This is a genomic window from Paenibacillus cisolokensis, assembly GCF_050481165.1.
Classification (GTDB): Bacteria; Bacillota; Bacilli; order Paenibacillales; family Paenibacillaceae; genus Paenibacillus_AH; species Paenibacillus_AH cisolokensis.
In genome coordinates this window covers 1-12,265 of sequence record NZ_JBCNFP010000162.1, presented here as the reverse complement: position 1 = coordinate 12,265, position 12,265 = coordinate 1, and the positions used below count along the sequence as shown (strand labels likewise).

Annotated in this window: 8 protein-coding genes and 1 other annotated feature; of the genes, 4 read left to right on the top strand and 4 right to left on the bottom strand. The window is 57.0% G+C overall.

The window, feature by feature from the left end; all coding sequences use genetic code 11:
* Nucleotides 1-183 precede the first annotated feature (183 nt).
* Together ABEV74_RS22000 and ABEV74_RS21995 are read right to left on the bottom strand one after the other, a co-directional pair.
* The gene (locus tag ABEV74_RS22000) at nt 184-1,359 is read right to left on the bottom strand and encodes an acetoin utilization protein AcuC (protein ID WP_430149621.1); all 1,176 of its coding nucleotides are present in this window, start codon (nt 1,357-1,359) and stop codon (nt 184-186) included.
* Between the two features lie 204 nt (nt 1,360-1,563).
* Nucleotides 1,564-2,196: a GNAT family N-acetyltransferase gene (locus ABEV74_RS21995; RefSeq protein WP_062496709.1), complete on the bottom strand. Its 633-nt coding sequence runs from the start codon at nt 2,194-2,196 to the stop codon at nt 1,564-1,566.
* Nucleotides 2,197-2,428: 232 nt separating this feature from the next.
* On the opposite strand from ABEV74_RS21995, the gene acsA reads away from it, so the two are divergent.
* Complete coding sequence (gene acsA / locus ABEV74_RS21990; RefSeq protein ID WP_430149618.1) at nt 2,429-4,153, top strand: acetate--CoA ligase; 1,725 nt, start codon at nt 2,429-2,431, stop codon at nt 4,151-4,153.
* Between the two features lie 88 nt (nt 4,154-4,241).
* Here the strand turns inward: acsA and ABEV74_RS21985 are convergent, their stop codons facing one another.
* A complete protein-coding gene (locus ABEV74_RS21985) occupies nt 4,242-7,142 on the bottom strand; it encodes a transglycosylase domain-containing protein (protein WP_430149615.1) in 2,901 nt (966 codons plus the stop codon).
* A gap of 324 nt (nt 7,143-7,466) precedes the next feature.
* Nucleotides 7,467-7,746, top strand: a binding site (T-box leader).
* 64 nt (nt 7,747-7,810) lie between these two features.
* Between ABEV74_RS21985 and tyrS the strand changes: the two genes are divergently transcribed.
* The 3 genes from tyrS (at nt 7,811) to floT (ending at nt 11,378) form a co-directional block, all read left to right on the top strand.
* Nucleotides 7,811-9,064 (top strand): tyrosine--tRNA ligase, encoded by a 1,254-nt coding sequence (tyrS, locus tag ABEV74_RS21980; RefSeq protein WP_062492471.1) that lies wholly within the window; start codon nt 7,811-7,813, stop codon nt 9,062-9,064.
* Between the two features lie 237 nt (nt 9,065-9,301).
* Complete coding sequence (locus ABEV74_RS21975) at nt 9,302-9,829, top strand: NfeD family membrane protein (protein WP_430149612.1); 528 nt, start codon at nt 9,302-9,304, stop codon at nt 9,827-9,829.
* A 25-nt stretch (nt 9,830-9,854) separates the two neighbouring features.
* Complete coding sequence (gene floT / locus ABEV74_RS21970) at nt 9,855-11,378, top strand: flotillin lipid rafts scaffold protein FloT (protein WP_062492473.1); 1,524 nt, start codon at nt 9,855-9,857, stop codon at nt 11,376-11,378.
* Nucleotides 11,379-11,427: 49 nt separating this feature from the next.
* Here the strand turns inward: floT and rpsD are convergent, their stop codons facing one another.
* Nucleotides 11,428-12,027: a 30S ribosomal protein S4 gene (rpsD, locus tag ABEV74_RS21965; protein ID WP_062492474.1), complete on the bottom strand. Its 600-nt coding sequence runs from the start codon at nt 12,025-12,027 to the stop codon at nt 11,428-11,430.
* Nucleotides 12,028-12,265: the final 238 nt, after the last annotated feature.

The following is a 12,265-nucleotide window of genomic DNA, read 5'->3' as shown; positions in this document are numbered from 1 at the left end:
GGCTCGTGAGCAACAGGGTTTGGCGACCTCCCTCGCCAGCCGCAAGTCCATTATACCGCACGTCCCCTATTTTCATCATCTGATGGTGCCGCGTCAGCGGCATGGGGGTCTAACTGCATTAACTGCGACTCAACAGCGCCTCTATCATTGGCCTCTATGCCTTAGCCTCTATGGCGCATCGCCCTACAAATCCTGTACCAGAATGCCGGCAGTCGCCTGGTTTTTGGCGGTGATTTCGGCTCTGCGGGGCATCGGCGTCCAGGCTGACGTATCGTCCAGCCAGCGGTCGGGCAATGGCTCGGGACTGTGCGGAAGCCATCGCGCCACCCATTCGGCCGGCAAAGGCGCATTCTCCCCTGCGACCAGGCGGCCGACAAGCGGATGCTCCGTCATCGCCAGCCAGACGAGCGACCAGGCCCTTGGGACGACGCGCCATATGTCGTAGCCGCCGCCTCCTACCGCGACCCATCGTCCTTGTGCGTATCGATGGGCCAACTCGTGGATGATGCGCGGCATTTCCAGATAGATCCGGGTGCTGCAGTGAATGTGGGAGAGCGGATCAAGCGCGTGCGCGTCACAGCCGTGCTGGCTGACGATTATATCCGGACGGAACGCCCTCGCTACTTTTTCTACGGTGGAAACGAAGGATTCGAGCCATGAATCGTCCTCGGTATAAGGTTCGACGGGCATATTATAGCAAAAGCCGAAACCGAGCTCGCTGCCGCGTTCATGGACGAAACCGGTTCCAGGAAACAAATATTTGCCGGTCTCGTGAATCGAATACGTGCATACGTCCGCATCGTCGTAGAAAGCCCATTGCACGCCGTCGCCGTGATGCACGTCGGTGTCGATATACAACACTTTCGCTCCGTAGCGCTGCCGGATGTATTTAATGGCGATCGCCACGTCGTTGTAGACGCAGAAACCGGCGCCGCGCTCCGGAAAGGCATGATGCAAGCCACCGGCCATATGATAAGCGTGGAGCGCACGGCCGGACATGACTTCCTCGGCCGCCCGCACCGAGCCGCCGACAAGCTGCGCCGCGGCGTCATGCATGCCGGGAAAGAACGGCGTGTCTTCCGTGCCCAAGCCGAATCGTTCGGCTTCATCGAGCCATCGAGTCTCGGGATGCTCCTTGCTGAGAGCGGTTACGGCATGGATGTAGTCCGGGCGGTGAACGAGCGACAACAGATTCGTATCGGCCGGCTCAGACGCTATGATGTCGCTTGCTTTCAATGCGCCGACGCTTGTCAGCAGATCGATAGCCAGCGTAAGCCGGATCGGATCGAACGGATGGTCGGCGCGGAATTTATATCGGGCAGCGCCCGGAGGATGCACAAATACGGCGTCCGCCGACATGAACGGGACCTCCTCAAGACTTTGCGAAGCAAAAGTCGCTTCGTAAGCATAAACTGGACTACTTCGCGAAGCAAAAGTCGCTTCGTAAGCGTGAGCTAAACTTCGCGAAGCAAATCGTTTCGTAAGCGTGAGCTAAACTTCGCGAAGCAAAGTCGCTTCGTAAGCATAACTAGACTTTACAGAACAAAGTCGCCTCGTAAGATGTCAATACATAAAGCGCTGACGGAAGCGGACCCGGTCGAACCGCTCGACCGATTCGAGCGGCACCTCTTTGCCGATGCGCACCATCAGACAATTGGCCGGGTGAGAGCATATTTCCGGATCGTCGGTGGCGAACCAGACCATGTCGACACATTTCATAAGATCTTCCATCATTCTGCGATATTCCCAGACGCTCATTTTGGTGCCTTCCAAATCCCAGTGCCAATAATATTCCGTCGTATAAACGATCGCATTTTCCAGCTGTCCGCCGGCGAATGCAACGCGGATCAGCCTTTTGCCGAGTCCGTACCCTCGATATTCGTTCGCGACTTCGATCGCGCCAAGCTCGATCAGATCTTCCATGCCGCTTTCGGACCATCGCTCCAGCTCGTCGGGATAATGGAACGTTACATAACCGACGATCGTATCCTCGTCGCGCGCGACAATAATGCGTCCTTCCGGCAGACCGGCAATTTCCACGAGCGCCTTGTGCTGCTCATCCGGTCGCCGGAACGCGTCCAGATCGGCGTGCATGCGCAGCCGGGAAACGTCTTCCGGCGGCAGCGGGCCTTCGACAACCAGCTCGCGGTCCCGATAAGGTACCCGCTCTTTATGCAATTGTTTACGGTGCTCCACGAAAGAACCCGCTCCTTTCTGCCGATGAGCTTTCGCCGATCCGGGCGGCCGATATACGGGCTGCATCATATACTCTTTTCACTTATAACAGATTACGAGGGAATTGAAAAGATTGGTCTAAACAAAAGCGAATATGTTATAATAAAGTTGAACAATTTGTGAAAGCGCATTCTTGTCCGCGCTTTTGCGACAGCAGCTACGCAGTGCCAGTTTTGATGGGAGGATGATAGGCGTGATCAACTTGCATCAAGAGCGGATTCCGGCTACGGCCACCGGATCGAATATGGGGAACTACGAAGAGGCCCGCAAATCGTTTCGTTGGGAAGACATAGAGAAGCATTTCACCTGGCATAAGACGGGAAAAGTGAATATGGCCTATGAAGCGATCGACCGTCATGTGGCCGAGGGCCGCGGCGGCAAGGTCGCTTTGCATTACATGGACAATCAGCGGCAAGAGGCGTATACGTTCGAACAGCTAAGCCGGCAATCGAACCGGTTCGCCAACGTGCTGCGCAAGCTGGGCATCGGCAAGGGCGAGCGCGTATTTATTTTTATGCCGCGCACGCCGGAGCTCTACATCAGCCTGCTCGGTACGCTGAAAATCGGCGCCATCGTCGGACCGTTGTTCGAAGCGTTTATGGAGATGGCCGTCAAAGACCGTTTGCAGGACAGCGAGGCGATCGCCATCGTTACGACGCCGTCGCTTCTGCCGCGCATCAAGCGGGACGAACTGCCTGCGTTGAAATATTTGATCGTCGTAGGCGATGACATAGAACCCGGAAACGGAATCGTCGATTACAAGGCGGAGATGGCAGCGGTTTCCGACGAGACGGAAATCGAGTGGCTGGGCCGCGAAGACGGCATGATCATACACTACACATCCGGTTCGACGGGTAAACCGAAAGGGGTTTATCACGTTCAGAACGCGATGATTCAGCATTACTATACGGGCAAAATCGTGCTCGATCTGAAAGAAGACGATATTTACTGGTGCACGGCCGATCCGGGCTGGGTAACCGGCACGTCTTACGGAATTTTTGCCCCCTGGCTGAACGGCGCGACCAATGTCGTGCGCGGCGGACGTTTCAGCCCGCAGGACTGGTACGGGACGATTCAGCACTACGGCGTGACGGTATGGTACAGCGCGCCGACCGCCTTCCGGATGCTGATGGGCGCCGGCGACGATATCGTGAAGCAGTATGATCTGTCCAGCTTGCGGCATGTGCTGAGTGTCGGGGAACCGCTCAATCCGGAAGTCGTGCGCTGGGGCATGAAAGTTTACGGGCTGCGGATTCACGATACGTGGTGGATGACCGAGACGGGGGCGCATATGATTTGCAACTACCCGGCTATGGACATTAAACCGGGATCGATGGGCAAGCCGATACCGGGAGTAGAGGCCGGAATTGTCGACGATAACGGCAATGAACTGCCTCCTTACCGGATGGGCAATCTGGCGATCCGTACGCCGTGGCCGTCGATGATGCGCTCTGTTTGGAAAAACCCGGCGAAGTATGAAGAATATTTCCGCTTGAAAGGCTGGTATGTATCGGGAGATTCCGCTTATGTCGACGAGGACGGCTATTTCTGGTTCCAGGGGCGGGTCGACGACGTCATTATGACCGCCGGCGAACGCGTCGGTCCGTTCGAAGTCGAAAGCAAGCTTGTCGAGCATCCGGCCGTTGCGGAAGCGGGCGTAATCGGTAAGCCCGATCCGATCCGGGGCGAAATTATTAAAGCGTTTATTTCGCTGCGCGAAGGGTTTGAGCCGAGCGACGAGCTGAAGACGGAAATTGCCCAGTTCGTCAAAACGGGTCTGGCCGCTCACGCGGCGCCGCGTGAAATCGAATTCAAGGACAAATTGCCGAAGACGCGCAGCGGCAAAATTATGCGCCGCGTGCTGAAGGCATGGGAGCTGAACTTGCCGACTGGCGATCTGTCGACGATCGAGGACTGATCCTGTTACGACTCAACGGCAAAGCCGCCATTTCCGAAACCAGAAATGGCGGCTTTTTCCATAGTGTATAACCGGAACAGCCGCGCTGTTACGGCGCTGCGGTCTGTTCCGGCATGCTTTCCGTTGCCGGCTGCTCGCCGCCCTGAATCGCATCGGGGACAGACGTTGGCGCTTGGACGTTGTCAGGAACGGCCGTCCCTGCATCCGGCACCGCCGGCTCGGCCGGATCCGGCACGGGAATGACCGGAACGGGCGGCGCTTCCGGCACAATCTGGACGATAGCGCTCGGCGCCGATTCCTTGCCGACGACGTCGACCGCCGTCACATAGTAACGGTAGGCGGTATTGGGCGCGATCGTGTCGGTAAACCGGTACGTTTGTCCTGTCAGAATGGAAGGCCCTATCTTTTGGAACGCGTTCGTTCCGACCGAGCGATACAGCCGGTAACCGACAACGTCGGACTCGCCGCTCGCGGAGAAGCCTATCGTCACCGTGTTGCCTTCCGTCACAAGCCGCACATTCGGCGGCGGACTCGGCACAGCGCCGTCGTCCTTGCGCGGATCGATTTTGGACGGGGCTCCGCTGTCCGCGTCCCTCGGCACGTATTGGCCGAGCGGCCGGCGGCTGCTGGCCGGCATTTTCTCCTGCGCCGCCCTGATTTCGTCCATCAGCTGGTCAAGCGGCTTTTCCCGTTTGATGCCGATTTTTTCGCTGACCATATCCTCCGGCGTTGCCGGGTTGGGCAAGTAGTTGACGCCGTTATAGGAAATGTATTTGAATTTCACCAGCGCGTCGTCGGGTTCCTTCGGCAAATATTTTTCATTAAACCAGTCCGTCGTCAGCAATCCCGCCTGGCGGGTCAGATCGGTCGGCAGTTTGCCGCTGACGCTGGAAACGGTCGCCTTCACGACGCCGTCCGGGCGTGCGAACGATTCGGTCTTGAACAGCGTCGGCTTTTCTTTCACCGTTTCGTTCATAATTTTCGCCCATATATGCCGCGCCCTCTTTTTGCCGTTATCGGACAACGTGTGAATCTGTTGCTCGTAACCGGCCCATACGCCGAGTGTAATGTCCGGCGTGAAGCCCATAAACCAGACGTCGGCGTAATTTTGCGTCGAGCCGGTTTTCCCCGCGATCGGGATCGTTCCGTACTTGTCGAACAGTCCCGTCAAGTCGTGCGCAGTTCCCCGTTCGTTCGCAATGACGGTGCGGAGCATGTCGGTCATCAGAAACGCGGTCTGTTCGGAGAAGACCCGTCTGGGCTCCGCTTTGTGGCGATACACGACGTTTCCTTCGCTGTCGGTAATCTGGCTGATCATATAGGCGTCGTTGAATATGCCGCCGTTCGGGATCGTACCGTAAGCATTGGTCAGCTCTTCGACGGTGGTGCCGCTATGCAGTCCGCCGATAACCCCGGTCTGGGCGTAATCGTCGTCCGGATGCAGCGTCGTAATGCCCAGCTTGCGCACGAAATCCCATGATTTTTTGATCGTCACCTTCTCGACGAACAGCTTGATGGCCGGAATGTTCAGCGAACGGTCAAGCGCTTCCCGCGCCGTGACCAGTCCTCTGAAGTTGCGTCCGGCGTTCATCGGAATGTGGTAGCCTTTGCCGCCGTCCTTCAGAATGATCGGCGAGTCGTCCAGAACTCCCGCCGGCTGAATGAGCCCTTCTTCCAGGGCGGGCAAATAGGCGGCGATCGGCTTCATCGTCGAGCCGGGCTGGCGGATCATCTGCGTCGCCAGATTCATTTGCTCTTCGTAGAAATCCCGGCCTTCGAGCATGCTGATGATCGCCCCGGTTTTATGATTGATCATCACGGCAGCAATTTGCTCCATCCCTTTTTCTTTGCTGTCAGGGGTGAAATTGTTCTTGTCTTCGGCGATTTTCTTCATCAGCGAATATATTTTTTTGTCGATCGTCGTATAGACGCGATATCCGCTGCTCAGAAGCTCCTGCCGGGCTTCTTCCACCAGCGCGGGATTGTTGCGCAGATCGGCCTCCGTCAGCTCGGGATTTTTTTGCTTGAGCAAAATTTCGGCTGCCGCCCGCTGGGCTTCGAACATCAGATACGGATATTTGGCGTAAGCCTTTGGCGACGGTTTGGCGAGCGACGCCCGGATATCGAAAGCTTTCGCCTCTTCGTATTCGGCTTGCGTAATTCTGCCCGTCTCCAGCATCCGGCTCAGCACATGCCTTTGGCGCTCCATCGCATAGCCGAAGTTTTCCTCGTTGAATTCGCCTTTGCCGGTAAAAGCGGAATAGGCGGACGGACGCTGGGGAAGACCGGCCAAATAAGCGGCTTGCGCGAGATTGAGCTGGCTCAGGTCGGAAATATTGAAGATGCCTTTGGCCGCCGCCTTGATCCCCGATACGTTATAGCCGTTGGAACCGTTGCCGAACGGCATCTTGTTCAGATATGCGGTCAATATTTCCGGCTTCGTCAAATAACGTTCCATCCGGAGCGACAGCAGGATCTCCTTGAATTTCCGGCTGTCGGTCCGGTCCGCGCTTAAGAAGAGCCGCCGCGCCAGCTGCTGGGTAATCGTGCTGCCGCCGGTCTGCTGGTCTTCGTTGAGCAGCTTCTGCTTCACGGCCCGGCCGAGACCGTTAATATCCACACCGTAATGATTCCAGAAATTGTTGTCTTCCGTCGCCAGCAGGGCATCGATCACATGCTGCGGTATTTCCTCATACGTGACCAGCCGCCGGTCTTCCTCGCTCACCAGCTGACCGATAACCGATCCGTCGCTGAAATAGACAAATCCGGTCAAGCCGTTCTCGTTCACCTTTTGCTCGATCAGGGTGCGTGGCCGGATTTCGTCGTCCTTGACGAGAGCTGCGACATAACCGGTAACGGCTCCGCCCGCCAGCAGCCCGATCATAATAAGGAAAATAACGAGCCATTTGACGGAAATGAAAACGACCAGAAAAAATGTCCGCCATTTGCTGCGTTTGCGCGGTTCCTGCTGACGGTCATTTTCGTTCATTCCTACACCTCCCAAAGGTTGCGGCATGGCGAACATGCCGCGGAACAAGCCGTTATGTAAATCCGGCTTCATGATTGCAGGGACATCCGGGACGCCGGACGCGAATCGTTCCTGTCATTTCGGCTAAAGCAGAATTATTATATCACAATTCGCCATTTTCGGGCATACGGCGTCAAAATCAACCCGTTTACGCCAGACAGCGCGGGGAAAGGTCCGGAAAGCGGCGGTTATTCACGCCATCCGACCGGTTGTTGACTTTCGGCAAACGCTATGATATAAAAGCAATAATGTGCCGCGCGGAAAGCGAGCCGGCACGAACCAGCGACAAAGGCAATGACAGGCTTCAGTAGCAAACGGATCGCGTCAGGACCCAGAGAGCCGGTGGCAGGTGCGAACCGGCACGTCCCGTTTGACGAATTACCGCCTGTAGCCGAACGGGGGAACGCCGCCGCAACCGGTCAGTAGTCCGTTCCGGAGATTGAAAACTCCGTTATCAAAAGTCGAGTGAGAGCGTAAACGATCGTTGCGGGCATCATGCGCCGCGGCGCATCGGCTTGCGTTCTAACGAGGGTGGTACCGCGAGATAATCCTTCTCGTCCCTTGGGGATGCGAAGGATTTTTTTATTGCCCTTCACTTTGATCCCAAACTTTTAAGGAGGAATGGCATTATGGATCGATGGCAGCAGTTGAACGAGGAGCAGAAACGGGAGGTCGAGCGCCAATTGGCCGTTATCCGCCGGGGAACGGTCGAAATCGTGCCGGAGGAGGAGCTGAGGGAGAAGCTGGCCGATTCGGTGAAGACCGGCAAACCGCTGAACGTCAAGCTCGGGCTGGACCCGTCGGCGCCGGACATTCATGTCGGACATACGGTCGTCCTGCACAAGCTGCGGCAGTTTCAGGAGCTCGGCCACCAGATTCAGCTCATTATCGGCGATTTTACGGGCAGAATCGGCGATCCGACGGGCAAATCGGAAACGCGCAAGCAGCTGAGCGAAGAGGATGTCAAGCGCAATGCGGAGACGTACCAGAAACAAATATTTAAAATTCTCGACCCGGAGCGCACGAAGGTTTACTACAATTCGTCCTGGCTGGCGCCGCTGACGTTCGCCGACGTCGTCGGCCTGGCTGCGAAGGTGACGGTGGCCCGCATGCTGGAGCGCGACGATTTTACGAAGCGGTATCAGAGCGGCCAGCCGATCAGCATTCACGAATTTTTCTATCCGCTGATGCAAGGCTATGACTCGGTGGCGCTGGAAACGGACGTGGAGCTTGGCGGCACCGACCAGAAATTCAATTTGCTCATGGGCAGGACGCTGCAGAAGGAATACGGCAAACCGGCGCAAATCGCCATCATGATGCCGCTGATCGAAGGGCTGGACGGCGTCAACAAAATGAGCAAAAGCCTTGGCAACTATATCGGCATCGACGAGGAGCCGAATCAAATTTACGGCAAATCGATGTCGATTCCGGACGAGCTGATGCTGAAATATTTCGAATTGGCGACCGACATCAGCAATGAAGAACTGGAGAAGCTGCGCGCCGGATTGAACGACGGTACGCTGCATCCCCGGGATGCCAAGATGAGGCTCGCCCGTACGTTCGTCCGGATGTACCACGGAGAGGAAGCGGCGGAAGCGGCGGAGCAGCATTTCGTGACGGTATTCCAGCAGCGGGCATTGCCGGACGACATTCCTGAAGTATCGCTGCCTGCCGAAGAACTGTCGGAAGGACGCATCCGGATCGTCCGTCTGCTGACGGCGCTCGGCCTGCAAAGCTCGGGGAGCGAGGCGCGCCGCAGCGTGCAGCAGGGAGCGGTACGCATCAATGAAAATAAAATTACCGATCCGAACGCCGAGATTGAACCGAAAGACGGAGACGTCGTACAGGTTGGCAAGCGCCTGTTTGCCCGTATCCGTCTGTAATACCGGGTCTTGATACCGGTTCTTGGCATTCGCTCCGGGTTTTGTTCACGTCCGTTCGGCCTGGGCCGGACGGACGTTTTTGCCGGAAACGGGACGTATCCGTGTCCGAAAAATACAGAATTTTCTCGTCAATTCGACGTTAAATTTTGGCGAAATTGTGAAACATTTTCGGTCATGATTCGTATTATTGATCGTCATGGATCAACCGCATGCGACTTGGAAAGGAGGAGGAAAGAAGTGGAGGCGTTGTTCTGGTCGTGTCTTGCCGGGGGGGCGTTGTATGCGATCGTCTGCGTCGTGTTCGGCGATTTTCTGAGCGAAGCGCTGGACGGATTGCTTGACTTTCTTTCCCCTGAGGGGGTGCCGTGGCTGGAACCGACAACGATCGTCGGCGCGATCACCGTCTTCGGAGGAGCCGGCTTGCTGCTCGATCGTTACAGCCCGCTCGGCGCGGGCGCCGTCATCGCGGCTTCGCTGCTTATTGCGGTATTGGCGGGAGCGGGAGTGTTCTTCCTGTATGTCAAGCCGATGGAGAACAGCGAAAACTCCACAGGCTACTCGATCCGGGACCTCACCGGCAAGCTGGGGGAAGTGCTTGTGCCGATCCCGTCCGCCGGGTACGGAGAAGTGCTCGTTTCCGTCGGCGCCGGACGCGCGAATCATATCGCGGCAAGCTTCGACGGCGAGCCGATAGCCGGGGGATCGAGAGTCGTCGTCGTCGAAGTGCGGGACGGTACGCTGTATGTTTCACGGTTAGAGATGTGAGAACAAAGAGAGAGGAGCAGCCATTATGCCAGATTTTCTTATCATTCCCTCCATTGTCATCGCCGTAATCGTTGTGCTCGGCCTCGCCTTCTGGGCGCGGTACAAAACGGTAAGTCCGGACGAGGCGATGATTGTTACGGGCTCTTTCCTGGGGAGCCGCAACGTGATGATCGACGATTCCGGCCGCAAAATCAAAATCGTCCGCGGCGGCGGAGCATTTATTTTGCCGATATTCCAAAAAGCCGAATTCATCTCGCTGCTGTCGCACAAGCTGGACATCTCAACGCCCGAGGTGTATACGGAACTGGGCGTGCCGGTCATGGCGGACGGCGTGGCGATTATCAAAATCGGCGGTTCCGTCGAGGATATAGCCACGGCCGCCGAACAGTTCATGGGCAAGCCGACCGAGGCGCTGAAGGGTGAGGCGCAGGAAGTGCTGGAAGGCCATCTGCGGGCGATTCTCGGTTCGATGACCGTCGAGGAAGTGTACCGCAACCGGGACAAGTTCGCGCAGGAAGTTCAAGGCGTCGCGGCCAAAGACTTGAAAAAAATGGGGCTGCAGATCGTATCCTTCACGATCAAGGATGTCCGGGATAAGCACGGTTATCTCGACGCGCTCGGCAAGCCGCGTATCGCCGCCGTCAAGCGCGATGCGGAAATCGCCGAGGCGGAAGCGATCCGAGACGCCCGGATTCAGAAGGCGAACGCCGAAGAGCAGGGGCAGAAGGCGGAGCTGCTGCGCGATACGAACATCGCCGAGGCGACCAAGGAGAAGGAACTGAAAATCGCTGCCTTCAAGCGGGAGCAGGATACGGCAAGAGCGGAGGCGGATCAGGCTTACGCGATCCAGGAAGCCCGCGCGAAGCAAAGCGTCGTCGAGGAGCAGATGAAGGTCGAGCTCGTCCGCAAGGAGCGCGAAATCGATCTGGAAGCGAAAGAAATATTGCGCCGCGAGAAGCAGTACGACGCCGAGGTGAAGAAGAAAGCGGATGCCGAGCGCTATGCCGTCGAGCAGGCGGCCGAAGCGGAGAAGGCGAGACGGCTGCGCGAAGCCGACGCCCTGAAATACAAGATCGAAGCGGAAGCGAAGGCGCTTGCCGAGCAGAAGCGGCTGGACGGACTGGCGGCGGCCGAAGCCGAGCGGGCCAGAGGTACGGCCGAGGCGGAAGTCATTCGTCTGCGGGGGCTTGCCGAAGCGGAGGCGAAAGAGAAGCTGGCGGAGGCGTTCCAAAACTTCGGTCAGGCAGCGGTGCTCGATATTATCGCCAAAATGCTGCCTGAGCTGGCCGGCAAGGTGGCCGAGCCGATTAAAGGGATTGATAAGCTGACCGTTGTCGATACGGGCAATGGACAGGGGGCCGCGAGAGTCAGCAATTACGTGACCGAATTGATGGCGACGGCGCCGGATATGCTGAAGAACGTCACCGGAATCGACGTGAATGCGCTGATTCAGGGACTGACGGGCACATTGGAAGCGCCGAAGCCGTCACCGGAGGCGGCGAAGCGGCCGAACGCCGGCAAAGACGAAAAGACGGCAGCGATAGAATAACAAATCCCTTTGAAACCGAAAACCCCCGGAAAATCCCGGGGGCTTCTCATTAGCGGCTGTAGAACTCGACGATTTGTCTTTCGTCGATATCCTGCGAGAGCTCCGCACGCTCCGGCAGGCGGATATATTTGCCTTCCATCGTCTGGTCGTTGAACTCCAGATAGTTCGGCAGATGGTGGCGTCCTTCTCTCGCTTCCTTGATCGATTTCAGACCGCGGCTGCGTTCGCGCAGTCCGATCACATCGCCGACGGAAACGGTATAGGAAGGAATGTCAACCTTGCGTCCGTTGACCGTCACATGTCCGTGTGCGACCAGCTGGCGGGCGCCTGCGCGGGAGTTCGCCAGACCGAGACGGTATACGAGGTTGTCCAGACGGCTCTCCAGCAGGATCAAGAAGTTCTCGCCGGCGATCCCTTTCATTTTCGTCGCTTTATCGAACAGGTTGCGGAACTGCTTCTCGCTCAAGCCGTACATATGGCGCAGTTTTTGCTTTTCTTGCAGCTGCACGCCGTATCCGCTCAACTTTTTGCGTTGGTTCGGTCCATGTTGTCCGGGCGGAAACGGGCGTTTCAATTCTTTGCCGGTACCGCTCAGGGAAATGCCGAGACGGCGGCTCAGTTTAAATTTGGGTCCTGTATAACGTGCCATGCGTCGCAAAAACTCCTTCTTCAAATGGGATGTTTGAAAATGGGGTTGTTTCGCCGAAGGCGGTCTGGCGAGCGCGGACGGCTGATACCGCCGGGCTCCTGACAGGCTAGTTCAGCCGCTGTCCTGTCAGCGACCGTCTTCGTGAGGGTGACACAAAACCGTACGCCCAATATTCAACAATAAATATTATAGGAGAAGGAGGCATCTTGTCAAGATTGCGCGATCACTCAGTTAAAAT

Bases quoted from the DNA above. Each gene is read 5' to 3' on its own strand.
- rpsD (WP_062492474.1), bottom strand. From the start codon at position 12,027: ATGGCACGTTATACAGGACCCAAATTTAAACTGAGCCGCCGTCTCGGC.
- tyrS (WP_062492471.1), top strand. From the start codon at position 7,811: ATGGATCGATGGCAGCAGTTGAACGAGGAGCAGAAACGGGAGGTCGAG.
- floT (WP_062492473.1), top strand. From the start codon at position 9,855: ATGCCAGATTTTCTTATCATTCCCTCCATTGTCATCGCCGTAATCGTT.
- ABEV74_RS21985 (WP_430149615.1), bottom strand. From the start codon at position 7,142: ATGAACGAAAATGACCGTCAGCAGGAACCGCGCAAACGCAGCAAATGG.
- ABEV74_RS22000 (WP_430149621.1), bottom strand. From the start codon at position 1,359: ATGTCGGCGGACGCCGTATTTGTGCATCCTCCGGGCGCTGCCCGATAT.